Origin of the sequence: Kangiella sediminilitoris (assembly GCF_001708405.1) — a bacterium.
Classification (GTDB): domain Bacteria; phylum Pseudomonadota; class Gammaproteobacteria; order Enterobacterales; family Kangiellaceae; genus Kangiella; species Kangiella sediminilitoris.
In genome coordinates, this window is record NZ_CP012418.1 from 2,318,552 (window position 1) to 2,344,197 (window position 25,646).

Below are 25,646 nucleotides of genomic sequence, written 5' to 3' on the forward strand. Positions count from 1 at the left end.
ATGCGCATTAGCCGCATATACACGCCGCACGCCGAGTTACGAGTTGGCCAGGTGGTTACTCTGGGTCGAGAGCCCAGTAACCACCTCAGTCGCGTTCTTCGGCTTAAAGTCGGTAATGAAGTTGTTCTGTTTAATGGTAACGGCTCAGACTTTCCCTCAGAAATCGTTGAGATAGAACGTAACTCTGTGTCCGTTCATGTTAAGGACGAACTAACGGTCAATGTCGAATCGCCTCTGCATATTCACCTCTATCAGGGTGTCTCTCGTGGCGATAAAATGGATTTGACCCTGCAGAAAGGTGTAGAGCTTGGAATCAAAGAATTTACTCCTCTAATAACCGAACGCTGCGGAGTAAAACTCGATGCCAAGCGTTGGCAGAAGAAGCTCGACCATTGGCAAAAGGTTATCGAAAGTGCCTGCGAACAGTGTGGCCGCTCAACGTTGCCCAAACTCAATGAAGTCATCAGTTTTAACGAGGCTATCCCTACCCTGGATAGTCAAAGTTTTTTTCTACACCCTGAGGCTGCCAAACCTTTTAATGAGATTTCAAACCTAGATGTAACAAAACCCATCTCACTTTGGGTAGGGCCTGAAGGTGGTTTCAGTGATATCGAAATTGAGCAGGTGAAGAGGAATGGTTGTCAGCCAGTACAGCTAGGACCTCGCGTCCTTCGTACTGAAACCGCTGCTCTATCTGCGGTTTCTGTTATGAACGTACTTTGGGGTGACTTCTAACGAAAAAAGAGCTGTAAAAACAGCTCTTTTCCTTCTTTAAATTTTTGTATCTAGAAGACTAGCCAAGATTACTTTCTATGTAATCCAGATCAGGTACCACGGCCTGATGCCCTTCAACCGATAACCAAGCTTTCACTCCGTCTTTTAACGGTTTTTGATCTTCCGAAACAAACTCACTATTGTCATCATCCACTGGAACCAATCGTGGAATACCCCGTACCATGAAAGCGACAAAAGGGATCTCTTCATTACCATTGAGTGTGTAGACAATGGCGATACGCGAACGTCTCACATCACCCAAATCCTGGTGACCCTGAATACGCTCCATGGATACTACCGGAATGTTCATATTACGCCACATCACGCTACCAACTTTCCACTCATTGCTTTCTTCAGCACCTTCATCAAGGGCAACATTCATAAAAGGTACAATTTCAGCCACAATGGTATTCGGCAGAATCAAGCTGTCTTCAAGCATTGGAATTAAAAAGCTGTAAACGTCTTTTGCTGTTTCAGTCATACAAACTCTCACGCATATTGGTCAACGGAATTTCGACTATCTAAATAATCGGCCAGCTGTGTCGCCAGTCCCTTCGGGTTATCTTTATAAATTACTTTTCCAGTCCGCATCATGCTTAACGGCATTGAGGCTTGAACACAGCTCTCCAGGGTCTGGCACCAGATTTCGACTTCTTTAGAATCCAATAACTCAGCACTTGCAGAGCCATCATCATCCATCCCACTGAATATGATTGCCAGCTTTTCAAACTTTTCCATATCAAGCGCTGACTCGAACATCTGATTTATATTCGGTGCATAAGGCGCACGCCACGGTTCATCAACGACATAGATACGCCCTTCTGGATTGAAGCAGATTCTGTGCTCTATTGGCGCTATATATAACTTTCCAGGCATTATCGTTTTATTGCCATCGATAATTTCCGCACTGACATGCGGATGGTCGTCCAGCATGTTTTGCAGGTTTGGCAAAAACTCATGGCTTATATGGTTTGCCAGTACAAAACATACAGGCAAAGGCCTCTCGGGCAAAGCATCAATAAACTCTTTTACCGCTGCAGGCCCACCAGTTGAACCGCCAAGAAGAACTAACAATGTACTCATGAGGGTTTTCCTTAATCCTCAAGCTCTAGCATCTCTTTAATGGTCGCCAATAGCTTTTCTTCATTATAAGGCTTACCCAGATACTCATTGACACCAATCTCTTCTGCTCGCTCTCGGTGCTTCTCACCAGTACGAGACGTAATCATGATGATTGGCACATTTTTCAAGCGCTCATCATGTCGCATGATGGTTGCTAACTCGAAACCATCCATACGTGGCATTTCAATATCCAGCAACATGACATCTGGTACATCATCGTGTAACTGAGTAATTGCATCGACACCATCTTTAGCAGCCATAACCTGGTATTGATGACGCTGTAATAAACGGGCTGTAACTTTTCGAACCGTAATCGAATCATCCACAACCATAACAGTTGGAACACGATCTTCCTCGACAAACTCTTCAATAAGCCCCGCTTCATGCGCGAAGTCCCATTCGTGGAAACGATCCACCAAGGTCTGCATATCAAGAATTAATACCACCGTACCGTCACCAGTAATCGACGCTCCGGAAATGCCCGGAACTGTTGAAATCTGACGACCAACATTCTTAACGATAATTTCACGAGAGCCCAGTAACTCGTCTACATGAACCGCTATCGGTTTACCTTCACCCTGAATGATTAATACGGGTACATAATCATCTACCGGAGGAACAATTTCGGAATTTCTATCTAGAATCTGTCCCAAGTAACGCAATTCAAACTCTTCACCCAGATGAGTAAAGGTTTCATCCTTACTCTGATAAATTTTAAGGAGTTCTTCTGCATTCACACGAGCTACAGTTGTAATGTTGGACAGAGGAATCGCATATGGCTCGCCTCTGACTTTAACCATCAACGCCTGGTTAGACGACAGCGTAAAGGGCAGACGAACCGTCATCGTGGTGCCCTTACCGTCTTCTGAGTTAACGTTGAGCGATCCACCCAGCTGTAGAATTTCACTGTGAACCACGTCCATACCAACACCACGACCCGAAATTTGTGTTACCTTTTCGGCCGTTGAAAAACCTGGCTGTAAAATTAAACGATAGAGCTCTCGATCTGAAGGCTGATATGACTCATCAATCATGCCCTGAGATACAGCACGCGCTTTTACCTTTTCTTTACGGATACCGGCGCCGTCGTCCGCTATTTCAATGTAAACCTCATTACCGCGGCGAGTCAGGCTTAAGTTAATCTGACCTTTGGCTGGTTTTCCTACACGCTTACGCTCTTCCTTACTCTCGATACCATGGTCAATAGCATTACGTAACATATGATCCAATGGTGCAACCATACGCTCAATTACCGTGCGGTCCATTTCGCCTTCGGACGTCAGGTTGAGGTCGACGTCTTTATTCAACTCACTGCATATCTGACGAACCATACGACGTAAACGACTTTCAATACTGTTGAACGGTACCATTCGTGTACGAATCAAACGGTCCTGAAGTTCTGTGTTTACTCGACCTTGCGCCAGTAATGTTGCTTCAGCATCACCGACCTTGGTATCTAATGTTTCCTGAATAGACAGCAAGTCACTTGCAGCCTCAAGTAAGCTTCGCGTCAACTCCTGCTGACGAGTATATCGGTCCATTTCCAGGGGATCGAAGTCATCAAATTCACCGGAAATCTCACGGCGATACAAGACCTGTGCTTCGGTCTCGATTTCTAGATTTCTTAACTGATCACGAAGACGATCAACCGTCGAGGCCATTTCGTTCAAGTTGAAGTTCAAGTCTGCAACCTGCTGCTCTAAACGTGAACGGAAAATTGAACTCTCACCCGAGAGGTTAACCAGGTTATCTAGAATTTCTGAACGAACACGAATAACATCTCTGCTCGCTGCTTCTTTTGCCGCCTGCTCTTTCTCTTTCTGGCGATCTGTCAGCGATATGATTTTTACTTCTGCCTGCTCATCGGACTCGGCAAGATCGCGTTTATCTAACTGATCAAGCTGTGCAAGAATGGCATCATTCTCATTAGATAAACGACGTTCAAAGTCAAACGGTACCGTTGGCATTTTGCCTGCTTTAACAGCCTCAACCATATCATTTAGGTTGTCATGACCAGCGGTCAACACTTCAACCCAACGCTGTTTTCCTGCCCGTGCATCTTTTGTTAATAACTTAACGGTATGCTCTAGCTCAGAAGATAAATTTGCAATCGGTTTAATCAACGCAAGCTTTGCGCCGCCTTTGAGTGTATGCAGGCTTCTCAGCGCCTCATCCAAAGGCTCGGTTTTAGAGAAATCTTTTGCCCAGAATGAAACTGCTGTGGTGTAATTTCCTAATAACTCAGGCGCTTCTCCGAGGAACAAGTCCACCAGCTCCTGTTCCCAGACATCGTCTTTCTCTTCTGGGACCACTGGCTGCTCAGTTTTTACTTCTTCCGCAGCTTTAGCCGGCTTCTCTTCAGCAACAGTCTCAATGTCTTTCTCTTCGACTGCTTCTTGTGGTTTCTCTTCTGCTTTAACTTTCGCTTTACCACCGGATTTTTCAATCTCAATAAAGGATTGAATTTCATCTACCATCGTTTGTGGTGATGGAATCTTATCCGGAGTAGATCGAGCACCAAAGATTGAAATCAACTTATCTTCTGCTTTGGTTGCTAGTTTAATTGCTTCTGAAGATGGCTTTATTCGTTTTTCTATTATCGCTGTGTATAGATCTTCCAGACAGTGAGCTAAATCACCAATAGGCGTAAAGCCAGCCATACGCGCACTACCTTTCAAGGTATGCAGGTTCCGCTGCAACTCACCAATTGGAGACAGGTCGGAAGGTGAGCTACTCCATTGAGCTAATAATTGCGCATCACTGTCAAATAACTCTTCTGCTTCTTCAGTGAAGATGTCCAGGAGCTCATCATCCATTTCCATATCTAAACTGACGGTGTCAGCAGAAGCTGCCACATCATCAGCTATTGGCTCTTTAGCTTCAACCGCAGGCTCTTCACCTTGCTCACTCTCTTTTAGCGGCTCTTCTGCTTCTATCTCTGCTGTATCAGCTTCATCTGTTAACTCAAGAGCATCTTCTTCATCGGGAACGTTCGACTCTTCTGCCCCGGCTTTCGAATCTTCTTCATCTGCTTCAGACTTGCTTCCAAGCATATCGTTAATGGAAGTTTCAAAGTCTTCATCAAGCATATCTTCATTGAAGACAGACTGATCATCACCTTCTATTTCAACGGATTCACTTTCGTCAACTTCTGCTGCCAGCTCATCGAGTTCTGCTGCCAGTTCATCTGTTGCCGCCTCATCATCCATTAAGTCTTCGCCAGTTGTTTCTTCTGGCTTTTCAGATGGTATTGGCGCTTCTTCCTCGTCGGCAATGCCCTCGAGATTTAAATCCCATTCCAAGTCTGTTGCATGACTGTCAGCTACTGATTCTTTCTTCTCTTCTTCGTCTCCACCAGTCGAGAGATCGACCAGTTCGAGACCACTCAAATCTGAGTCACCTGTAGTCTCTTCTTCAGGCTCTTTTCCTTCCTGACTGTCATCAGATGGTTCAACGGACTGTTTACTTTCCTCAGATGCCTCTTCGGATGTGTCCATGTCCTCTAGCTCTAAATCAAGGAAATCAAACTCAGAAGATGACTCTGACTGCTCAGGTTCCCATGTATCAAGAGCCTGAGTTAGATCTTTTGCGGTAGGAATTGATAAATTTGCCGCAAGACAGTCAAACTGGTTTTCTAATTGAGTATAAGATTCTGTGATCAGAGCACCCAATGAAGTATCAACTTCACTGGCTTTCATATTTCGTTGCAATGCGCCATTTAGGCTATCAACTACAGACTGTATTTCATCGATTTCAACCTCTGCCAATATGGCAGACAGGCGATCAATGGATGCAATTAAATCTGATATTGCCTCAGTTCGTTTTTCTTTGGCTGTTTCTTGTAGATTAGTTGCATCAATATCTGATAGAACATCTGCCGCAATATTGAAGACGTCTTTTAATAATTCTGGGTCGCGTTTTTCACTACCGCTATCAGCATGTAGTTCTTTCGCTTTTTCCAGCTGTTCCATTAATGCTTTTTCATGAGCTGAAATAACGGAGTCGTCTTCTGGATTATCAATGATGTATTGTAGTAAGTCTTTAGTGTGTGCGACTAAAGACATGTCCTCTGTCTCTGCTCTTAAACCCTGTGCGTTAAGCTCCTGGAAGTAATTTTCCACCGGCCCGATGATCTTAGCCAAGGATTTCAGATCGGCAATGTGAGCTACACCCTTTAAGGTATGTAACGATCTTAGTAAGTTATCACTGATATGGCTCTGTGTAATTCCTTGATCAATTTGGCTGGAGAACGCTTCAAGGTTAGCAATATGGTCGTCTGCTTCTTGCTTAAATACCTCAAATAATTCTTGTTCAGGGGTTTTATCATCTTCAACAGTTTCTACCTGCTCTTCGCCGGTCGGCTCTGGTGCGGATGTAGATGCCTCATCGCCAGTCTCTTCTTTTTCAGGAACAAATTCACCTTTGGTGATTTTATCGGCACGGTCGGCCAGACTCTGTGGGAAGTCCGCACTTTTCCCTGTAGCAAAGTCTTTGACCATCTGTGGTAGTAGTTGCGCCGCTGACTCTACAGTTTCCATCAACTCAGGGCTAAACTCGATGCTGTTATCTATGAGGCGATTAAGCATGTTTTCAATGGCCCAACTTAACTCCCCGACTTCAGTAGCACCAACCATACGGCCGCTACCTTTAAGCGTGTGGAAGTTTCGGCGGATCGTGGTTAAGGCGTCTTCATTGCCTTGATCTTTCTTCCATTCTGGTAACAGACTATGCATCTCTTCAAGCACTTCGTCTGCCTCTTCGATGAATATTTCACGAACTTCATCGTCAATCAGATCATCATCGTCTTCTGACGCATATTCGGCCGTCTCTACGGTTTCAGCGCCTTCATCGGCTTCTTCATAATCATCATGGATCAGGTCTTCTTCAGGTTCTTCCTGACCGACCATTTCCATGTCAGGCATGTCTAATGAATCTTCCAAGACTGGCAGTGAGTCTTTTTCAAGGCTTCCATAATGAGATTCAAGCTCATGAATACTATCTACCGCACGTTTGAGTACGATAGGTAATCCGTGTAAGCCAGAAGACATTAATCCCTCAAGATAATAATCTACCGAACTTAACGCATCAGCCAATGTTGCAACTTCGCTCTCACTCAACACAACTTTTTCAGTAATCAGGTACTGGCCGATAAAGCGATTCGTTTTTTGGACGACTTCCAGCAAGTTGTCTAATTGTGCAAAGTTTAAAGCACCTTCTACTTCACTCAGAAGTTCAGGGACTTTCTCTAAACGCTTAATGTTGTGACTTTCATCAAGATAATCTGTAATCGCGTCTTTCACTTTATACAGGTTGCCGCGACTTTCCTGGACTAACTGATAACGAGCGTTAACCACTTGCAGAGAGTCTGCAATATCAGCGCCCTTTGTTTCTCTGGCTAGCTGGCTGCTGTCCATCGACATAGCCATTTGGATATAATCTTCAAGCTTCAGTACAGTTTCAGCGATTGAAACCAGTCCCTGCTGACGATCGGATTCAGTTCCATCAATCAAGTCTGATACAGCTTTCATCTTCTTTTCAACGATTTCTCTGGATTCCATTAAACCCAGCATAGAAAGCGTATCTGATATTTTTTGCATCACTGGTAACATTTCTTCCAGTGGCTCATCGTCTTGAGATTTGGTTCGTATATACAGATCTAACGACTCTTTCATGTCAGCTAGATCCTGGCTTATAACGCCAAGCGCAATGCGTAAACTATCAGTTCCCGGACCTTCCAGCCCCTCAGTTTCTGCTTCTAAATCACCAATAGATTCGAGTAACTTATTCAGCTTAAATTTGTCCTGAACCTCTTTTACATCACTGTCATCTTTATCCATTTGAGCAATATAGAACAGCAGGTTCGCAAGAATCTTCTTTTCGCCTTCATTATTAACATTTTGGTCGATTAATTCACGAAGACGACGATCTAACTGACTGAACAGACCTTTAACGGAATTCTTCTGCTCTTTTAAAAGAGTATCTGCATGCCCAAAAAATACGGTCGCAACCCACCATAGAGTGTTGTATGGTACCCGCTCTCCCAAGCCCCATAGGGTCTTGGTAATAGCTTGCATCTGTTTTAGGTTTTTTTCTGAATCAACTTCTCGCATGACCCCCAGCAAGGCCTGCTGAAATTTCATACGTAAGCTTTTTACTTCAGCAACTATGTCGCCTTTTAACTCTGTTTTCTCTGGTGCATCTGGAGCTGAGACGCCTTCTACTTCAATGCTAATTAAATCGCCGGCACCAAGAGGCTCTACTTTGCGACACACTCTAATGGCGTTAATTGTTGATAGTAGTAATACGGGCAGATCAGCTTTACCTTCGCTGTAACGAGCAAGGTAACTACGTAACCTTAAAACGGCTGATAAAAATTCTTCGTATGCAGAATCATTTGACTCAACAGCGTCATCGCCAATGGCTTCTGCTAATTTTTCCATTTCCTGAGCCAGTAGCGAAGCTCCAGAAAACTCCAGAATCTGCATGGTTCCACTAATCTGATGCATACAGTTTGCACAGAAGTGAATTTGGGTTTTATCAGACTCATCATCAGCATAAGCACTGATGGCTTGTTGCGCCTGCTCCAAAGTCGTTTCGACTTCTTCTTTTACCCAGTTAAAAGCTACTTTTGTTTGATTTTCTTTCATGCCTACACCGTTTTTTGTAGCTATAATTGTCGCTGAAATGCCAAACAATTCTTTTCATCAATTCGAACCAGTTCGGGATGTTGCCAGTTAATAATTTCCCCGACTCCCAGAATTAATACGCCCCCCGGTATTAATCTTTCAACTAATTCGTTTAATATCTCAACCCGGTCTTCAGGTCTAAAATATATCAATACATTTTGGCAATAAATAACGTCGTAATTACGTTTTGGTGCCTTTGCTAACTGACTTAAATTACTTTGTAAGAACAGTACTCGGTTAGCAATTTTTTCTTTTATCCGCCAATGGTTCGAATCATGACGATTAAAGTAACGCTCACGAATTTCAGGGGCAATCATATGTATCTTGCGTTCATCATATATGGCTTTTCTGGCCACTGTTAACGCTGGATAACTAATATCTATACCCGTTATCCCGTAGAAAAATCGTAATCCTTTTTCATTAAGACTGCCCAGGGACAATTCTTCTAAAGCGATAGCTAAGCTATAAGGCTCTTCGCCTGTCGAGCAACCCACACTCCAGATTTGGATATTACAATCACTGTTCGCGTTTGCTGATTGTATTATTTTTTGCTGACAAACATGTTGAACTAGGTCGAAAGACTCTTTATGTCTGAAAAAACTGGTTTCGTGAACCGTTAACGTATCAATTAATTGAAACCATTCCAGCGAGGCCCAGTTTTTGTCTTGTAACTTCTGGTAGTACTCTTCATAGTCCGAAAGATCTAAAGCACGAATTCTTCTTAACAAGCTTGTTTTTAAGAAAAGTGCTCTATTCGTCGGAATCCATATCCCTGAATACTGTCTAATCAGAGTCTGCCAGCGCTTAAAACTGCCAGACTCCATATCAGGAACATGAGTAAGAGAATTATGCCTCAAGAGCCAATACCTTATTCAGAACGAGTCTTATCGTCATCCTTGTTTTTATTGTCTTCGTCCTCGTCATCAAAGCCTTCTAATGTTTCATCAATTTCTTTTAAGAAATCGTCCTCGTCATCAAGGTCCATCATTTCGCTGTTATCATCAGAGAAAGATGTCATCTCATCCGTTGACTCATCATCACCTTGCTCAAGGAATTCTTCTAGAGTGGTATCGTCATTTTCACCTGACTCTTCCGGCTCGTCATATGCAGAGCTATCTGATTGTTCGATCATAGTATCGAAGTCACCCATATCAGAACTGTCATCACCAAAGATATCTTCGTTTGTTGAATCAAGTTTGAAACCGGCAACTGAGCGACGCAGCTCATCCGATAGCACGGTTAACTGACCAATCGACTTGGCTGTTTCCTGCGTACCTTCTGACGTCTGTGTCGTAATTTCCTGAATTACGGTCATCGTATTCGATACATGACCCGCAGAAGCGGCCTGCTGACGTGCAGCGTTCGAAATCGACTGAATCAAGTCGGCCAGGTTGGTAGATACCGACTCAATTTCTTCCAGCGCAACACCCGCATCCTGTGCCAGGCGAGCACCACGGACAACCTCAGATGTTGTATCCTCCATCGAGATTACCGCTTCGTTTGTATCCGTCTGAATCGTTTTTACCAGAGCCTCAATCTGCTTGGTAGCGTTACCAGAACGTTCCGCCAGTCGCTGTACCTCATCCGCAACAACCGCGAAACCACGACCGGCTTCACCTGCTGCCGATGCCTGAATCGCTGCGTTCAATGCCAGAATGTTCGTTTGGTCGGCAATATCGTTAATCAAGGATACGATGTTACCAATTTCCTGTGACGACTCACCCAGACGCTTAATACGTTTCGATGTTTCCTGAATCTGCTCACGAATCGTGTCCATGCCTCGAATGGTATTACGTACAACCTCACCACCCTTCTTAGCGATTTCCACCGATTTTTCCGCAACCTGAGATGACTCAGATGCGTTTGCAGATACCTGCTCAATAGACACGGCCATTTCGTTAATCGCCGCAGAAGCACCTGTAATTTCCTGAGCCTGCTGACGCGATGCGTCTGCCAGTGCTGTCGAAGTCTGCTGTGTTTCTTCTGCAGATTTCGATACTTGGTCTACCGCTTCGTTAATCGCACTTACCACACCACGCAACTGGTCAATGGTTAAGTTGAAGGAGTCGGCAATCGCACCCGTGAAGTCCTCGGTTACTGTTGCTTTTACCGTCAAGTCACCATCTGCCAAGCTATCAATCTCATCCAGTAGTCGGATAATCGCTTCCTGGTTCTGTGCGTTTTCTTCTTTTTCTCGCTCTGCAGAAATCACTGATTCCTGTAAACGCTGTTTCTCAGCTTTACGCTGCGATAAATACATCGCAATCAATAATAAGATAATTACTATGAACAGAGCTGCAGAAATATACTCACTACCTAAGTCAGTAAAACTTGTCGACAGGCCTGCAAACGCTTCTTCTACCGCACTGGTACTTGCCAGTAGCGCCTGTGCATTTGCATAAACATTATCCGATGCGTCCTGTACATCGAAAAGCTTTTCAGAACTGAATACAATGTAGTCTACCTTCTCTTCAACTTCCTGGAAGTCGTCAACGATAGACTCAAGAGCAGCTCTTGCTTCAGGGTTAGTAACCTGACGAATTTCTAATAACGCATCGCCATTTAACTGACCTTCCAGATAGACACCGAACGTACTTACGTCCTGACTAAAGTCCTCAGCAGAGATTTTTGCTTCTTCACCACCACGCAGCACTTTCTGCATGCCTGATGAAATACGCTCAGCCAACCATTTCTGACGAGTCGCCTGATGCAGCTCAGCAGCATTAGCCTGGTTATCAAGAAGAATATCTATCACACTGTCATACTTGCTTTGCATCTCGGGAATTAATAAAGCAAGTTCGTCGGCGTTGGTAAACATTCGTCTTACCACTTCCTGGTTTGACAGAATGACCTTGGTTCGCGGCTCAACGTTATCCCAGTTTTCTTCGAGTGATTTTAGTTCATTATTTCGAATCCCGGCTGGAGCAGGAGGCAAGTTACTCACTGTTTCGCCGTCGATCAGGTCTCGCAGGTTACCTGCAAACTGTTTAGACGCGGCATCGAGGTCACCGAAGGCGCTTTGTGTACCCTGCGCTGACTCAGAGGCGTTCGTTGCAATCTGCTGCGACAATACCTTCATGTCCGACGCTAGCTCAATACGTTTAGACTGGTTTTGGGCTTGCAAGAAGCCATAACCAGCATTAACCGCTAGCGCAATCAAAATTACGACCAATAGAAACGCATAGATACCGATTCCTGAACGGCCTGCTTTTTTCCTGTTATTAGTGGTCTCACTCATAGGTTGCTCCCGAGACTTTAGACTTCATATTTGTTGTAAAAATAAACTTAAACAGCGACCTGATGGAATTCGGGACTTTCAAACAGTTCCTTGATTCCAAAAACTCGCCATAATTCCCCATCGCGCTCAAATCCACCGATAATATATGGTGCAAGCACCGCATCCGCAGATAAATCTGATGTTACCTGCTCTTCTTCTTCAAAGTGATGAAGGCCACGAATTTCATCTACGATCAAACCAAGATAGGAACCATCCTGATCTATGACCAATACCCTTTGCTTTAAGATGCTACGTGAGCTTGAACGCCCAAGATATTCTTGCAAATCCACCAGCGATAATAGTACACCCCGAAGATTTGCTACCCCTTTATGCCAGCCTTTGGTGCCCGGCACTTTTGTTGTGTGTGGGACTGGGATTAGTTCCACTACCTCATCAATCGGAACGATGTAGTTCACACCGCTCAAACTGAATCCAATCCCACTCCAAAAAGCTTCGCCTCGAACATCACGCTGAGGCAATGAGTCCTTATGTTCCTGTCCGCGTTGACGAATATCGTCGAGAAGCTGGACAACACTGCTCGTGTGAGTTTCAGGCATAGCTCATTAAGATCCTAGTACGTTATTGATAGACTCTACTAAAGCCGACTCATCCACAGGCTTAGTGATATAATCATTGGCACCCTGACGCATACCCCAAACACGGTCTGTAGCTTGCGACTTGGTGGAAACGATAATAATTGGAATAGCCGAAGTGCTAGAGTCTTTCTTTAACTGACGAGTTGCCTGGAAACCATTCAGACCTGGCATCACCACATCCATTAAAATCAAATCAGGCGTGTTGGCCTTGGCAGACGCAATACCCGACTCTCCATCTGGAGCGGTTATTACCTGGTGACCATTTTTTTCTAACATTTTTGTTAGGCTATGCGCTTCTGCTGGAGAATCGTCGACTATCAGTACACGCGCCATTTTTATCTACCTCTCTAAAATTTAAATATCACGCAAAACTTTAAACAGCTGTTGCTGCTTTACCGTCTAATTGCGTGGAAATAGCATTTAATAGTTCATCTCGGCTGAAAGGTTTTGTTAAATAATTATCCGAACCTACGACCCGGCCTTTAGCCTTATCAAAAACTCCATCTTTACTCGATAGCATTATAATAGGAGTCTTTTTAAAGTCTTTGTTACTTTTGACCAAGGCACAGGTCTGGTAGCCGTCCAGCCTTGGCATCATTATATCAATAAATATGATATCAGGCTTGTAATCTGCAATTTTGGATAGTGCATCATAGCCATCTACCCCAGTTACTACATCACAACCCTGTTTCTTTAAAAGTGTTTCGGCGGTGCGTCTAATAGTTTTACTGTCATCCACCACCATCACTTTTAAGCCGTTAAATAAATCACTCATCTACTGGTTACCTGCGAATAGTGAAAACCCACTATTTAATAATAAGTTAGCAACTTTTCTTCAACTATTTTTTAAGTTTAAAGTTACCTTTTACCACAAAAGTCTCGAAGTCGCAAAGCAGATCACAATTCCAGACTAAAGGCCTTGTGTTTTGCTTGCAAGCATTTTCTATCAATATTATGTATTCAGCTTATTACAATAACATGGTACTTTAACAGCAAATGATAATATCTAAACAACTATGTCACATTCCGTGTTAATTGTTATGGACCCAATCGAGTCCATTAAGACCCAGAAAGATACGACTTTCGGTTTAATGCTAGAAGCACAACGTCGCGGCTGGACTCTTCATTATTGTCAACCGCAGGATCTTTACCTTGAAAAAGACCAGGTCTTCGCGGCCAACCAAAGAGTCAGCGTTGAGGATAACCCTCAAAACTGGTTCCAATATCAAGATGCTGAGCAGGTTTTAACAGAGTGCGGTGATTTCTCAGCCATTTTGATGAGAAAAGATCCGCCGTTCGATATGAACTATATCTACAGCACTTATCTCCTGGAACTGGCGCAACAGCAGGGAGCCCTGGTAGTTAACGATCCGGCCAGTTTACGTGACTGTAACGAAAAGCTGTTTACTGCGTGGTTCCCTGAGCACACACCGAGCACCTTGGTTAGTGCCAACGCGGCTCGGCTTAAAGCATTTGCAGCAGAACACCAGGATATTATCTTAAAACCTCTTGATGGCATGGGTGGCGCTTCAATTTTCCGTGCAAAAAAGGGTGACCCTAACCTATCAGTGATCATAGAAACCCTGACGTCTCATGGTAAAAACCTGGCCATGGCACAGCAGTTCATTCCTGAAATTACTGATGGTGACAAGCGGGTGCTGGTGGTTAACGGCGAAGTGATTCCTTACACACTTGCTCGCATCCCAAGGGAGGGCGAAACTCGTGGTAACCTCGCTGCTGGTGGTAGCGGTGTTCCGATGCCCATTACAGATAACGAAAAACGAATAGCAGAAGCAATAGCCCCAGAACTGATGAGGCGAGGACTTTTGTTTGTTGGACTGGATATCATTGGCAGCTTTGTGACAGAAATAAACGTCACCAGCCCAACCTGTATGCGAGAATTGGAGAACGAGTATCAGATTAATATTGCTGGCCAACTATTTAGCGCATTAGAAGATCAGCTTAAACAGTAACCGAATAATAAATAGAAACCCTAATCAGTTAGTAAAATTTAATAATGAGTAGCCAAGCCATTCCAAATCAAACCGGGCAAGGGAACAAGGCAACCCCTCCCCGCACCCGGGTGAAAGCCAAAGATCGCCTGAAATTCACCATTTTCATGGCCGTATGCATACACCTGATTATTATCTTGGGTATTCGCTTTACTCTGCCTGAAACCAAGCCTAGCCAGATCCCACTTTCTCTCGATGTTACGCTGGCACAACGGGAAAGCCTTCAAGCCCCTGAAAAAGCCGATTTTATCGGGCAAAAAAATCAGGAAGGAGCTGGAGACGCTAGTGAAGCCAACCGTCCCACCACCAAGCTAGAACACTTTAAAAATACCGAAGGTGAAACCACCACTCCATCAATGGAAGTCATGCCAAAGCCAAATGAAAATGAGCAGGAGCTAGACTTCATGACCAGCACGGACTCAGATCGTGTTGCCCAAATTAGCGACGATCCTAATGAATCGCCAACCGAAAAAGAACAGCAGACCATTATTAGCCCAGATCCTGAAGAATTGAAGAAAAGGAATCTTGAGCAAGATGCTAAGGATCAACTGCAAACTCGGGGTCTACGTAAGCGGCAAATATCAGCAGCCGTTAAACAGTCGCCAACAGATGCTGCGTATCTCGAGTCATGGCGCCGTAAGGTAGAAGAAGTTGGTAACCTACACTATCCCGAACAAGCCAGCCGCCTTGGTATATATGGTAACCTAAAACTGAAAGTAGCCATTGATAAGGACGGGCAATTGGTCGGTGTGGAGATTCTTGAATCATCTGGGCAGGACATGCTTGATCAGGCAGCGCTGCAGATTGTTAGACTGGCAGCACCATTTGATCCCCTTCCAGAGTCAATTCGTCAGACCACAGACATTTTAGAAATTGTACGAAGCTGGAAATTTGAGAAGTCGCCCCAATAATTACAATAAGTACCGAGATTGATATAATTATCTTATGGAATCGATTAATTCATTGGCCAATCATCTATTGATTGCAATGCCAACACTACAGGACTCTTTCTTTTCTCGCAGTGTAACTTATATCTGTGAGCATACTGAAGATGGTGCTCTAGGGATAATGTTGAGCCAACCCCTGGAAGCAACCTATCATGAGTTATTTGATCACCTCAAAATATCCAGCACAAATCAGGACGTGCTAGATAACTCACTTTTGGCGGGTGGACCGGTCGATAAAGAACGTGGCTTTATCTTACATAGCCCTCTGGGGAACTGGGACTCCACATTGACCATCAGCGATGATATCGCCCTCTCGACTTCGGAAGACATATTAACAGCCATTGCTAACAAGGAAGGTCCGGAAGAAGCAGTCATAGCACTTGGCTACTCCGGCTGGGATAAAGGGCAGCTGGAGCGGGAAATCGAAGAAAACTCATGGCTTATTGTCCCCGCTGATAAGAATATTATTTTCCACACAACTCCCCAACAGCGCTGGCAACAGGCTACCAAACTATTGGGCATTGATTGGACGCAACTGACTGAGTCAAGCGGCCATGCCTGAAAACAAACAACCTGCGCGCTTCCTGGGATTTGACTTCGGTGAAAAACGCATAGGTGTTGCTACCGGACAGCAAACGATGGGTACAACACAGGCACTTTGCGTACTTAAAGCTGAAAACAATCAACCCAACTGGCAACAGGTAGAAAACCTGATCAAAGAGTGGCAGGTAGAGGCTTTTGTAGTAGGCCTGCCATTGAATATGGATGGCACCGAGCAACCCGTAACACAAATGGCCAAAAAGTTTGCTAAGAGGCTTCACGGCAGATTTGGCTTACCCACCTTTACCCACGACGAACGCCTCAGTACGGCAGAAGTTAGAGAATACCTTTTCGAGCTCGGAGGCTACAAAAAAATTAAAGATTCGGACTTTGACGCCTATGCCGCTGAACTCATTCTAAAAAGTTACTTTGAATCAGAACAGTAAAATCACGAAATAAAAAACCCGGCAGATGCCGGGTTTTTACTGTTAAATTTAAAACTTAAAACATATTGCTTGAGCGGTCATCATCCATCTGTACCTGTAAACCTTCGGTGCCACTGGTCAGGGAGTCTGCATCTTTCTCATGCAACTTGATTTTCAGTCGTAAGTCGTTCGCCGAATCCGCGTGTAATAGTGCATCATCATAAGTGATTTCGCCATTCACGTAGAGATCAAACAGAGCCTGGTCAAAGGTTTGCATGCCAAGCTCAGTAGAGCGAGCCATCAACTCTTTAATCAAGTGAACTTCACCTTTGCGAATATGATCCGAAATTAGCGGTGAATTAATCATAATCTCAACTGCAGCGCGTCGACCCTTACCATCTACTGTTGGCACCAACTGCTGTGCAACAATAGCCCTTAAGTTCATCGATAAGTCCATCAAAATACGCGTATGCTCTTCTTTTGGGAAGAAGTGCAAAATACGATCCAGAGCCTGGTTAGCATTGTTGGCGTGAAGTGTACACAAACATAAGTGACCTGTTTCCGCGAAGGTAATGGCCTGGGACATGGTTTCCTGTGAACGAACCTCACCGATAAGAATCACGTCAGGTGCCTGCCGCAGAGTATTTTTCAACGCAACTTCAAAAGACTCGGTATCAATACCTACCTCACGCTGAGTAATAATACATTTATCGTGACGGTGAACATACTCAATCGGATCCTCAATACTAATAATGTGGCCCGCAGAGTTTCTATTTCGGTAACCTATCATGGCTGCCAGCGAGGTAGACTTACCCGTACCGGTAGCACCTACGAAAATAATAATGCCACGCTTTTTCATTACCAGGTCGTTTAGAATATTTGGTATCTGTAATTCGTCGGTAGTCGGTATTTTGGTTTCAATACGACGAACAACCAAGCCTGGCTGGTTGCGTTGATAAAAAGCACTGGCACGGAAACGCCCAACATTCTCAATACTAATTGCGTACTGGCACTCTTTGTTGTCCGCAAATTCCTGCTTTTGCTTTTCTGACATCGAAGAATGAATCAGCTCTTCAACCTGTGCAGGTGTCAGCATGCTTTTAGTCACAGGACGAATTTGACCATGCATTTTAATACACGGTGGCCTATGTACGGTTACAAATAAGTCCGACCCCTTATTTTCCATTAACGCTTTTAGTAATGGAGTGATGTCCATAGCCATAAAAAATTCCCCGCCTCTCTAAAACTCTTCTTTATTAACTGCTTTCATGCGTGCATCGGTTCGCGATACCACACCTTTACTAACCAGCTGCTTTAAGCTGTGATCCAGTGTCTGCATACCCAGTGACATACCAGTCTGCATGGCTGAATACATTTGTGCAACTTTGGCTTCACGGATTAAGTTACGTATCGCAGGGGTACCAATGAGAATTTCATGTGCCGCCACACGTCCACCACCATTACGCTTGAGAAGCGTCTGTGCGATAACTGCCTGCAATGATTCCGATAGCATCGAACGTACCATCGACTTTTCGCCTTCAGGGAATACGTCAATAACACGGTCAATGGTTTTTGCTGCAGAGGTCGTATGCAGTGTGCCGAAAACCAGGTGACCTGTTTCTGCCGCTGTCAGTGCCAAACGGATGGTTTCAAGGTCACGCATCTCACCGACCAGAATGATATCGGGGTCTTCACGAAGTGCAGAACGTAGTGCATTGGAGAAGCTGTGGGTGTCACGATGAACCTCACGCTGGTTAACCAGACACTTCTTACTCTCGTGTACAAACTCAATCGGATCCTCAATCGTCAGGATGTGATCATGCTTGTTATCGTTAACATAATCTACCATGCCAGCCAGTGTTGTCGATTTACCTGAACCCGTTGGCCCTGTTACAAGAACCAGACCACGTGGCTGCATGGAAATATCCTGGAATACTTTAGGAGCCTTAAGATCTTCAAGCGTTAAAACGCGAGAAGGAATGGTACGAAATACAGCAGCTCGCCCTCGATTCTGTACGAAGGCATTCACACGGAAACGTGCCAGATCCTGAAGCTCAAAAGAGAAATCCGCTTCTAGAAACTCTTCGTAGTCTTTTCGCTGCTTATCGTTCATAATGTCGTAAATCAGCGAGTGGACTTCTTTGTCTTCTAGCGGTGGAACATTAATTCGACGAATTTCGCCGTCCACACGTATAAGTGGTGGCATTCCAGCGGAAATGTGTAAATCCGATGCGTTATTCTTTACACTAAACGCTAAAAGTTCTGTAATATCCATAGGTTAGACCCCAATATTGATATTTATTCTTACTAATGACAACTAGCATAGCCTCTCAACTAGAACTTCTGCAACTAGAAATCGCAAAAAGCCGCGAGAAACACCCGAATTTTAAGGATAATGTGCGCCTGGTCGCTGTTAGTAAGCGCCAACCCCTTGATAAAATTGAAGAAGCTTACCAAGCTGGTCATCGAGATTTTGGTGAAAATTTCGTCCAGGAAGGGGTCGAAAAGATTCAAAATCTGAATAAAAGTGACGTCCAATGGCATATGCTTGGCGCGATCCAGAGCCGCAAGTGTAAAGATATCGCGGAATACTTCGACTGGGTACAAAGTGTCGACCGAATAAAAGTTATCAATAAGTTAAACCGGGCAAGGGAAGGAAAGCCCCCTCTGAATGTCTGCATACAAGTTAATTTATTCGGCGAAGAGCAAAAGGCGGGCGTTGTCGGCGAGGCCATTTTTGAGCTGGCCAACAGGGTAGAAGAGGCTCAAAATCTAAAGTTGCGCGGAATCATGGCGCTTCCGCCAAAACAAACCGAATATGCCAGGCAGGTACAACAGTTTGAGAAAATTGCCGAACTTTATCAGCAATTGACCGCAAAATATCCACATATAGATACCTTATCCATGGGTATGTCTGGAGACTTTGAAGCGGCGATTGCTGCCGGTAGCAATATGATTCGCATCGGTACCGCCATTTTTGGGCAGAGGGATGCTTAAAATATCATTGGCTTATTATCGATAAGGCATTGAATTTAAAACTTTTACCCTCATGACTAGAAGTCTAAACGACAGATATTCATTCACAGTTCTTGCATGGCGCAAGTAAAGACAATCTAAACAGGCAGTTATGACTGATTCAATTGAATTACTAAAGAACGCAAAAGTTGGTTTTATTGGTGCTGGCAACATGGCCGCAAGTATTTTGGGTGGGCTAATTCAGTCCGGCCTTCCCGCGGAGAGTATTTTTGTCAGCAATCCAAGCGCTGGCAAGCTTGAGGCGCTTAAAGAGAAACATCCTACCCTTAATACCACGCACGACAATGCTGAAGTGGCAAACAATGTAGATTACCTGTTATTAGCAGTTAAGCCACAAAAAATGGCATTGGCCTGTGATGACTTCAAGGACATGGATCTCAGCAAAACATGCGCGATCTCAGTAGCTGCAGGTGTTACTTGTGAGACGCTGACTAACCTTCTTGGTGACGATACACCGGTGGTTCGCAGCATGCCAAATACCCCTAGTTTAATTGGTTATGGAGCGACAGGTCTTTTTGCTAACGATAAAGTCACCGCCGAACAGCGTGAAGCAACCAGCGCCATTTTCGACGCCGTAGGTAAGAGTATCTGGGTCGAAGATGAAGATCTTATGGACGTTGTTACAGCAGTATCTGGAAGCGGTCCTGCACATTACTTCCTCTTTATGGAATCAGTGGTACAGGGTGGCATTGAACTTGGTCTTCCGGAACACACGGCAAGAGAACTTGCAGCTCAAACAGCACTGGGCGCAGCTGCCATGGTACAACAGAATGGAGATATGGAAATTGGTCAGCTTCGCCGTAATGTTACCTCACCAGGCGGCACTACAGCAGCAGCTTTGGACACCTTAAATGATAACCACCTTCCAGACATAGTTAAAAAAGCCCTGCAGGCTTCTGTAAAGCGTGGTAAAGAACTGGCTGAAATTGCCAATAAATAATCCTTGCTCCTATTTTTTACGAAACGGTTAACGACATGAATAATGTAACTTTCTTTTTACTTGAACACATTTCCAACCTTCTGGTAATGATGTTCTTAATACGACTGATGCTGCAACTGGGACAGGCGGACTTCCATAACCCCATATCTCAGTTTGTGCATAAATTTACAGCGCCTGTGGTTAACCCGCTTCGTAAAATAATTCCGGATATGGGCCGATTCAGTACAGCGAGCTTTGTCGTTGCTGTTGCGATAATCCTGGTTAAATTTTTAATCATCTCGACCGTCTTCATTCAGCTACCCGGTGAGGCTTTAGCTCTGGGCGTAACCGTGGGACTTATGATGAAGGCTGCTCCAGCGATGGGTGGCCTGGTTATGATTTTCACTAACATGATGTTAATCCTTTTTCTTGGGCTTATGATCGCCAGCTTTATGAGTGGTGGACGCTATCATCCCGGAGTAGCTTTTCTGTATCAGGTGACACGCCCTATTTTGCGTCCTATACAGAAGATTATTCCACCAATAGCCGGCACAATAGACCTTTCGCCACTGATTGTGTTATTCGCTCTATGGTTTATCCAAGACGCTCTCTATAGCTTAGGCGTAAAATTAATTACTGGTTAAATATTACACATATAATCACTGAAACCTTAGCGGCTTTTTGCTATCTTAAATAGTAAGACCTTAATAAGGTAAAGGGAGTAGGAGAACGCTATGAGACATACGACACAACTGATAACAACGGCTATTGTAGGGTTTGTTTTAACCTGCGTAAGTTACAGCAGTAGCGCTGGTGAAAAGCGGGTGGATGACTATATTATCCATTACAACGCTTTCAATAGTTCCTTTATCCAGCCAGAAACCGCTGTCCAGTATAAAATTCAACGCAGTAAGTACACTGGTCTGCTGAATGTATCGGTGCACAAAGTTGTTGAAGGGGGTAAAGATAAAGCCCTGAAAGTCGCGTTATATGGTAAAGCGACCAACAACCTTTCTCAGTACCAGGAATTAGGCTTTAAAGAAATCATTGAAGGTGATGCAGTTTATTATCTTGCAGACTTTCAATTTCGAGACGAAGAAAGCATGGATCTTGAGTTTACCATTAATATTCCTGGCCGAGATAAACCCGTCACTATCCAGCTTGACCAAAAGTTTTACGCTGATTAAGACTGTTTCAACGCAGCCACTTAGAGGCGATATCAATATCGTTTCAGTGGCTGTTTCGTTATAATGTACACCCGATTCAACTCGTAGCTATTTCCTGATGAATAATATTGTCCTTGCTTCTGGCAATCGTAAAAAGGTTGCTGAACTAACACAGCTTTTAGCTCAGTTTCAGTATCAAGTTATCCCACAGACAGAACTGAACGTTAGTGACGTCCCTGAAACCGGCACAACCTTTGTAGAAAATGCCATCATAAAGGCTCGCCATGCGGCTGAAGTTACAGGATTACCTGCCATTGCTGATGACTCAGGAATTGAAGTTGATTATCTTAAAGGCCAGCCAGGAATATACTCAGCAAGATTCTGTGGCGAGCACGGAAACGATCAAGCCAACAATGATCTGCTTTTGGAAAAATTAAATGGCATACCCCCCGAAGAAAGAACCGCCCGATACCAGTGTGTACTCGTGTTTATGAAGCACGCCAGTGATCCGACTCCTATCATCTGTCAGGGAACCTGGGAGGGTAGCATTATGACATCAGAGGTTGGCAACGGTGGTTTCGGCTATGACCCTTTATTCTGGTGCGAGCAACACCAATGTTCAGCCGCCCAGTTAACGCCACAACAAAAAGCAGCCATTAGTCATCGTGGCAAGGCTTTGTACCAGCTGATGCAGGCCTTGCAGTCTGAACTGCAGTAGCCAAGTCTATTTATCATGCTGATCAACCCCCCTCTATCACTCTATATCCACGTACCCTGGTGTGTGCGAAAGTGTCCTTATTGTGACTTTAACTCCCATGCTATTAAGAATGTAAAGTCAGATCAGCAGACTGAATTTGAACTGCCCGAAACAGAATATATTGATCGCTTGTTATTCGATCTTGAGCAGGAGTTACCGCAAGTCTGGGGGCGTCGACTCCACAGCATATTTATTGGTGGCGGAACGCCGAGCGTACTTAGCCCGGAGTCCTATGACCGGTTGATTAGCGGGATTCGTGCACGACTTCCTTTTGAAGGCGATATCGAAATTACCATGGAAGCCAATCCCGGTACTTTTGAGGCTGAAAAGTTTCGAGGTTTCAGGGAAGCAGGCATTAATCGCCTATCAATCGGTGTTCAAAGCTTCAATGCAGACCACCTGAGACAACTGGGTAGAATTCATAATCCTCAGCAGGCTATCGAGGCCGCCAGCTTCGCCCACGAGGCGGGCTTTGACTCTTTTAACCTGGACTTGATGCATGGCCTCCCAGATCAGTCTGTTGAGCAGGCACTCAATGACCTGAAACAAGCGCTCGAATTAAAGCCACATCATATTTCATGGTATCAGCTAACACTGGAACCCAACACATTATTCTACCAGCAGCCTCCCCAGCTCCCCCATGATGAAATCCTGTGGGATATTCAGGAAGCCGGTCAGGCGTTACTAGCCAAGCATGGCTATGAACAGTACGAAACCTCAGCCTATGCCAGATCCGCCCCCCTTCGTGCCAAACATAACCTTAATTACTGGCAGTTCGGTGACTACCTGGGTATTGGCGCTGGAGCACATGGCAAAATCACTCGGCTCGATCTGGGGCAAATTCATCGCACCACTAAAAAGCGACACCCCAAAGATTACCTTCAGTTGAACTGGAATCAAGTCAGTCAGCAAACGACCATCCCGGCTCATGAACTGCCTTTTGAATTTATGTTGAATGCGCTACGCTTAATCGACGGCGTTCCGATCAAACTCTTTAGCCAACGAACCGGAATTTCCATGAACTTGGTCGAACCCATTATCCGACAAGCTATTGAAGACGGTCTGCTAGAAGACTCTTCTCTATATCTCAAGCCTACACAAAAAGGCGCTTTGTTCCTTAATGAACTGCTCCAACGTTTTATTCCTGAAGAACATTCAAAGCCAGATGATTCAGGAACCATACAGGTCACTCAGCTATAATCTTTTTAAAGCGTTAACCAGGTTATCATCTTGTAGCGTTAATATGGCAAGATGTTATTAACGCACAGACTTTTTGACTTGTATAAACCCATAGGACAACGCCATGAGATACGTTTTAGCCACTATCCTAAGCATCTTGACCTTAACGGGACTGAGCGCCTGTAAAAAAGAAGTTGCCGACTCCTCTGCCCAGGCACAATCTATAAAAGTTTCTGCCACGCTGATGTATCGCGAGAGAATGCTGGCACCCAATGGCAGTAGCTTAACAGTGACGATTCAGGATGTTTCGATTGCCGACAAGCCGGCTGAAATTATCAGTGAAGAGATCATTGGGCTGAGTGATGGTATCCAGCTGCCGCTAAAAATTGCGCTGGAAGCGAATAGAAAAGATCTTAAATCTAACCATACCTATACACTGCATGCCAAGGTAAGAGATCCCGAGGGTCGACTTATGTGGATAACCACACAGAATCACCGGATCAATACCGAGAATAGTTCTGTCGAGCTGGGTGAAATTATGATGCAAAGAGTACAGTCAGGTACTGTCAGCGCTGAGACCAATGATCGTTTATATCCGATACCCTACCGGGCGCTTGGCAATGAGCCGGGCTGGATAGCATACATCAGCCAGGAATCTATAAAGATTGATACCAGCTATGGTCAAAAAACAGTGACAACCCCAAGACCACAGCCACAACCCTATAAAGGCGGATATAAATATCACGCACAGACGGAATCTCATGTTGCGATTATCGATATTCGCCGCAAACTTTGTTATGACGGTATGTCTGGACGCCCTTTCCCGAATAGAGTAGTCCTGACACTGGACGGTAAAGTTTTTGAAGGCTGTGGTGGCGATCCCAAATCGTTACTCACTGGTCATGAATGGGTAGTGGAAGATTTAGCAGATGAAGGTGTCATTGATAATTCTAGAATCACCATCAATTTCAATGAAGAGGGTCGTGTATCAGGCTCAACATCCTGTAATAGCTACAGCGTGGCCTACGAAATGACGGGGGAAAATCTGACATTTAAAACGCCAGTGAATACTATGAAAGCCTGTATCCCAGCCCTCATGTCGCAGGAACAAAAGTTCCTGACCATGCTGTCTGAAGTCAATAGATATGACATCGATGGGAAAGGAGCATTGATTCTAACGACAAAGGATGGCAAGAGAATTATCGCAAGGCATTAGTCTTACTTTTTTACTCATTAGATTCTTTGAATTTCGAGACTATCACGCTATGAGTAGCAAGCACCCTCTTAGTAATGAAAATATTTTTCCGAGAATGCGGCATTCTCGGAAAAATAGGCCATTATCTATTTAGCTGAAAACATCATATCCCAAACACCGTGCCCCAAATTCTGCCCTCTGACCTCAAATTTAGTCAGTGGACGCGAATCCGGCCTTGGTACATAGTCGCCCGTTTCTGACAAGTTCTTAAACTCAGGCATGGGATTCAATACTTCGAGCATATGCTCAGCATAGTTTTCCCAGTCAGTAGCCAGATGTAATATGCCACCGGGCTTGAGTTTTTTATGTAATTTTTGGCAGAATTCAGTCTGTACGATACGGCGCTTGTGATGACGTTTTTTATGCCATGGATCGGGGAAGAAAATTTGTATACGGTCGAGGCTATGATCTGGGATACAGTTTTCGATAACCTCTACAGCATCATGGTTGATTACACGAATATTTTCCAGGTCATACTCTTCTGCCAGCACCAGACAAGCCCCAACACCGGGGTTGTGAACCTCAATACCAATAAAGTCGCTATCACGATTATCGCGAGCCTGCTCCGCCAGCGATTTTCCCATGCCAAAACCTATTTCCAGCACCAAGGGAGCCTGACGACCAAAGATTGCCTCAAAGTCGTATAATTCTTGCTGATAATCCAGACCCAATCTCGGGTAATGCAGGTCCATAGCTCGCTGTTGGCCCTTAGTTAAACGGCCCTTACGCAACACGAAGCTACGAATCTTACGTTTTGGTTTTTCTTCAGAATTCAAGGGGATAGCTCTCTATATTATCCAACAATCATCTCTTGGAGGCGATTTTACCATAATGTAAAAGTTTGAGGTAAATTATGTTCTGTCAGGCATAAAGACGTTGCCAAAAACGAGGCAAATCAGTAAGGTGGTTCATTCGGGTTTGTAGAAAATTAATAAGAAAGTTCAGGAGTTAGGAA

General features: G+C 44.5%; 23 protein-coding genes. 12 read left to right on the top strand and 11 right to left on the bottom strand.

The annotated features are described in order from the left end of the window. Positions 1-735, top strand: a complete 735-nt coding sequence (locus KS2013_RS10920; protein WP_068993765.1) for a 16S rRNA (uracil(1498)-N(3))-methyltransferase — start codon at positions 1-3, stop codon at positions 733-735. Between the two features lie 58 nt (positions 736-793). On the opposite strand, the gene KS2013_RS10925 is transcribed toward KS2013_RS10920, so the two are convergent. The 8 genes from KS2013_RS10925 to pilG are packed head-to-tail and all read right to left on the bottom strand — an operon-like array spanning position 794 to position 13,230. After that, positions 794-1,255 (bottom strand): chemotaxis protein CheW, encoded by a 462-nt coding sequence (locus KS2013_RS10925; RefSeq protein ID WP_068993767.1) that lies wholly within the window; start codon positions 1,253-1,255, stop codon positions 794-796. Positions 1,256-1,263: 8 nt separating this feature from the next. After that, positions 1,264-1,857 carry a chemotaxis protein CheB gene (locus tag KS2013_RS10930; RefSeq protein WP_068993770.1) on the bottom strand — a complete coding sequence of 198 codons (594 nt, stop codon included), beginning with the start codon at positions 1,855-1,857 and terminating at the stop codon, positions 1,264-1,266. Positions 1,858-1,868: 11 nt separating this feature from the next. Further along, positions 1,869-8,543, bottom strand: a complete 6,675-nt coding sequence (locus KS2013_RS10935) for an Hpt domain-containing protein (RefSeq protein WP_068993773.1) — start codon at positions 8,541-8,543, stop codon at positions 1,869-1,871. A 20-nt stretch (positions 8,544-8,563) separates the two neighbouring features. Next, on the bottom strand, positions 8,564-9,439 hold the full coding sequence (locus KS2013_RS10940; protein ID WP_068993777.1) for a CheR family methyltransferase: 876 nt from the start codon (positions 9,437-9,439) through the stop codon (positions 8,564-8,566). A gap of 11 nt (positions 9,440-9,450) precedes the next feature. Further along, positions 9,451-11,820 carry a methyl-accepting chemotaxis protein gene (locus tag KS2013_RS10945; RefSeq protein WP_068993780.1) on the bottom strand — a complete coding sequence of 790 codons (2,370 nt, stop codon included), beginning with the start codon at positions 11,818-11,820 and terminating at the stop codon, positions 9,451-9,453. 47 nt (positions 11,821-11,867) lie between these two features. Then, positions 11,868-12,416 carry a chemotaxis protein CheW gene (locus tag KS2013_RS10950; RefSeq protein WP_068993782.1) on the bottom strand — a complete coding sequence of 183 codons (549 nt, stop codon included), beginning with the start codon at positions 12,414-12,416 and terminating at the stop codon, positions 11,868-11,870. Positions 12,417-12,422: 6 nt separating this feature from the next. Beyond that, on the bottom strand, positions 12,423-12,788 hold the full coding sequence (locus KS2013_RS10955) for a response regulator transcription factor (protein WP_068993785.1): 366 nt from the start codon (positions 12,786-12,788) through the stop codon (positions 12,423-12,425). A gap of 40 nt (positions 12,789-12,828) precedes the next feature. Then, positions 12,829-13,230 (bottom strand): twitching motility response regulator PilG, encoded by a 402-nt coding sequence (gene pilG / locus KS2013_RS10960; RefSeq protein WP_068993788.1) that lies wholly within the window; start codon positions 13,228-13,230, stop codon positions 12,829-12,831. Positions 13,231-13,471: 241 nt separating this feature from the next. On the opposite strand from pilG, the gene gshB reads away from it, so the two are divergent. From gshB to ruvX, 4 genes are read left to right on the top strand one after another with little or no spacing between them, the layout of a single operon-like run. Next, positions 13,472-14,428 (top strand): glutathione synthase, encoded by a 957-nt coding sequence (gshB, locus tag KS2013_RS10965; protein WP_068993793.1) that lies wholly within the window; start codon positions 13,472-13,474, stop codon positions 14,426-14,428. Between the two features lie 44 nt (positions 14,429-14,472). Beyond that, positions 14,473-15,378, top strand: a complete 906-nt coding sequence (locus KS2013_RS10970; protein ID WP_068993795.1) for an energy transducer TonB — start codon at positions 14,473-14,475, stop codon at positions 15,376-15,378. Between the two features lie 34 nt (positions 15,379-15,412). Further along, positions 15,413-15,976, top strand: a complete 564-nt coding sequence (locus KS2013_RS10975) for a YqgE/AlgH family protein (RefSeq protein ID WP_068993797.1) — start codon at positions 15,413-15,415, stop codon at positions 15,974-15,976. Beyond that, positions 15,969-16,400, top strand: coding sequence for a Holliday junction resolvase RuvX (gene ruvX / locus KS2013_RS10980; RefSeq protein ID WP_068993800.1), 432 nt, complete (start codon positions 15,969-15,971; stop codon positions 16,398-16,400). Before KS2013_RS10975 ends, ruvX begins: the two co-directional genes overlap by 8 nt. Positions 16,401-16,455: 55 nt before the next feature. Here ruvX and KS2013_RS10985 read toward each other — a convergent pair whose 3' ends face one another. Then, the gene (locus KS2013_RS10985; protein ID WP_068994555.1) at positions 16,456-17,595 is read right to left on the bottom strand and encodes a PilT/PilU family type 4a pilus ATPase; all 1,140 of its coding nucleotides are present in this window, start codon (positions 17,593-17,595) and stop codon (positions 16,456-16,458) included. A gap of 24 nt (positions 17,596-17,619) precedes the next feature. Then, positions 17,620-18,654: a type IV pilus twitching motility protein PilT gene (locus KS2013_RS10990; RefSeq protein WP_068993802.1), complete on the bottom strand. Its 1,035-nt coding sequence runs from the start codon at positions 18,652-18,654 to the stop codon at positions 17,620-17,622. Positions 18,655-18,689: 35 nt separating this feature from the next. On the opposite strand from KS2013_RS10990, the gene KS2013_RS10995 reads away from it, so the two are divergent. The 7 genes from KS2013_RS10995 (at position 18,690) to KS2013_RS11025 (ending at position 24,652) form a co-directional block, all read left to right on the top strand. Next, positions 18,690-19,376 carry a YggS family pyridoxal phosphate-dependent enzyme gene (locus KS2013_RS10995; protein ID WP_068993805.1) on the top strand — a complete coding sequence of 229 codons (687 nt, stop codon included), beginning with the start codon at positions 18,690-18,692 and terminating at the stop codon, positions 19,374-19,376. Between the two features lie 130 nt (positions 19,377-19,506). Next, the gene (gene proC, locus KS2013_RS11000; protein ID WP_068993807.1) at positions 19,507-20,355 is read left to right on the top strand and encodes a pyrroline-5-carboxylate reductase; all 849 of its coding nucleotides are present in this window, start codon (positions 19,507-19,509) and stop codon (positions 20,353-20,355) included. 35 nt (positions 20,356-20,390) lie between these two features. Then, entirely contained in the window at positions 20,391-20,978 is a 588-nt protein-coding gene (locus tag KS2013_RS11005; RefSeq protein ID WP_068993810.1) for a YggT family protein, read from the top strand. A gap of 90 nt (positions 20,979-21,068) precedes the next feature. Then, the gene (locus tag KS2013_RS11010; protein ID WP_068993813.1) at positions 21,069-21,521 is read left to right on the top strand and encodes a DUF4426 domain-containing protein; all 453 of its coding nucleotides are present in this window, start codon (positions 21,069-21,071) and stop codon (positions 21,519-21,521) included. A gap of 97 nt (positions 21,522-21,618) precedes the next feature. After that, positions 21,619-22,218, top strand: coding sequence for an RdgB/HAM1 family non-canonical purine NTP pyrophosphatase (rdgB, locus tag KS2013_RS11015; protein ID WP_068993815.1), 600 nt, complete (start codon positions 21,619-21,621; stop codon positions 22,216-22,218). 15 nt (positions 22,219-22,233) lie between these two features. Continuing rightward, complete coding sequence (gene hemW, locus KS2013_RS11020; protein ID WP_068993818.1) at positions 22,234-23,457, top strand: radical SAM family heme chaperone HemW; 1,224 nt, start codon at positions 22,234-22,236, stop codon at positions 23,455-23,457. A 103-nt stretch (positions 23,458-23,560) separates the two neighbouring features. Further along, positions 23,561-24,652: an META domain-containing protein gene (locus KS2013_RS11025; protein ID WP_068993820.1), complete on the top strand. Its 1,092-nt coding sequence runs from the start codon at positions 23,561-23,563 to the stop codon at positions 24,650-24,652. A gap of 125 nt (positions 24,653-24,777) precedes the next feature. Here KS2013_RS11025 and trmB read toward each other — a convergent pair whose 3' ends face one another. After that, positions 24,778-25,467: a tRNA (guanosine(46)-N7)-methyltransferase TrmB gene (gene trmB, locus KS2013_RS11030; protein ID WP_068993823.1), complete on the bottom strand. Its 690-nt coding sequence runs from the start codon at positions 25,465-25,467 to the stop codon at positions 24,778-24,780. Between the last annotated feature and the right edge of the window lie 179 nt (positions 25,468-25,646).